The sequence below is a fragment of the Streptomyces sp. NPDC051183 genome (genome assembly GCF_040682455.1).
Classification (GTDB): Bacteria; Actinomycetota; Actinomycetes; order Streptomycetales; family Streptomycetaceae; genus Streptomyces.
In genome coordinates this window covers 1-1549 of record NZ_JBFBBA010000124.1, presented here as the reverse complement: position 1 = coordinate 1549, position 1549 = coordinate 1, and the positions used below count along the sequence as shown (strand labels likewise).

General features: G+C 69.3%; 1 protein-coding gene and 2 pseudogenes. 1 reads left to right on the top strand and 2 read right to left on the bottom strand.

Annotation, left to right across the window (positions count from 1 at the left end; translation table 11 throughout):
• Nucleotides 1-90, bottom strand: a pseudogene (locus AB0M99_RS37775) (IS6 family transposase); the annotation flags it as partial.
• A 135-nt stretch (nt 91-225) separates the two neighbouring features.
• Between AB0M99_RS37775 and AB0M99_RS37770 the strand changes: the two are divergent.
• Nucleotides 226-1416: an ISAs1 family transposase gene (locus AB0M99_RS37770; RefSeq protein ID WP_365928800.1), complete on the top strand. Its 1191-nt coding sequence runs from the start codon at nt 226-228 to the stop codon at nt 1414-1416.
• Between the two features lie 38 nt (nt 1417-1454).
• Here the strand turns inward: AB0M99_RS37770 and AB0M99_RS37765 are convergent.
• Nucleotides 1455-1549 (bottom strand): annotated as a pseudogene (locus AB0M99_RS37765) (DDE-type integrase/transposase/recombinase); the annotation flags it as partial.

The following is a 1549-nucleotide window of genomic DNA, read 5'->3' as shown; positions in this document are numbered from 1 at the left end:
GGGCACCTGCCCGGTGGTGGTGAGGAGCCGACGGAAGAAACGCCTGGCCGCAGCCTTGTCACGGCGATTCTGGACCAGGATGTCCAGGACGTCCCAGGGCTTCGGCGTAGTCGCGTGACGTCCGGTTCGTGACGATCGGGCGAGTCGGCGGCAGGCTCGGAACGTGACAGGCACGGCTTCCAAGATCATGGAGTTCTCGACGCCCCGTGATCCGAGTGGAAGACCGTGCCTGCCGACGCATCATCGCTGATCCCGCCTGCCCTTGACCAACTGCGCGAGAGTCCGCAGGTCGTACCCGAGGAGGTCCCGGGCCTGCTGGAGCGGCTGGCCGAGGTGCCGGACCCGCGTGATCCACGCGGGGTGCGCCACCACCTGGTCGTCGTCCTCGCGCTCACCGCGTGTGCGGTGCTGGCCGGAGCGACCTCGCTGCTGGCGGTCGGCGAGTGGATCGCTGATGCCCCAGGGGATGTGATCGAGCAGGCCGGCGGCCACCCCGATCCGGTGCTGCCCAGGCGGGTCTTGCCTGCCGAGACCACGGTCCGCCGACTGCTGGCCCGCATCGACTGCGATGCGCTGGACCGGGCTGTCGGGAGCTGGCTCGCCGACCGCCGGCCGAGGACGACCGGTGCCACCGGGCTGCGCGGCCTGGCCGTGGATGGCAAGAGCCTGCGCGGCGCGGCCAGGGCAAACGGCCGGAAGATCCATCTGCTCGCCGCCGTGGAGCACACCACCGGCCTGGTCCTGGCCCAGTTGGACGTCGGCGAGAAGACAGGCGAGATCACCTGTTTCCAGCCGCTGCTGGACGCCGTCGCGGACCTGGCCGGCGTCGTGGTCACCAGCGATGCGATGCACACCCAGCGCGAGCATGCCGGTTACCTCCTGGGCCGCGCGGCGCACTACATCGTGATCGTCAAGGGCAACCAGAAGAAGCTCCGCGGACAGCTCAAGTCCCTTCCCTGGAGGGACATCCCGCTCCAGGGCCGCGCCAAGAACGTCGGTCACGGCCGTACCGAGATCCGCCGGATCAAGGTCGCCACGGTGAACAACCTCCTCTTTCCCGGAGCCCGCCAGGCCATCCAGATCAAGCGCCGCCGCACCGACCGCAAGACCGGCAAGACCACCATCAAGACCGTCTACGCGGTCACCAGCCTGACCGCCGAGCAGGCCACCGCGTCCAAGCTCGCCCAACTCGTGCGTGATCACTGGCAAATCGAGGCCCTGCATCACGTCCGCGACACCACGTTCGCCGAGGATGCCTCCCAGTTGCGGACCGGAAACGCGCCCCGCGCGATGGCCACCTGGCGCAACCTCGCCATCGGAGCCCTCCGGGCAGCCGGAGTGAACAACATCGCAGCCGGCCTCCGCCGCAACGCCCGCAACCCCCGCCGCCCCCTCGCACTCCTCGGCCTCGGATGATCACGAACCGGGCGTCACGCGACTACGCCGAAACCCTGCAGGACGTCCCCGTCGGCGTCCACGGCCCGCCACAAGTACTTGTGCACCCCGCCGATCTTGACGAAGACCTCGTCCAAGTGCCATTTATCGCCGG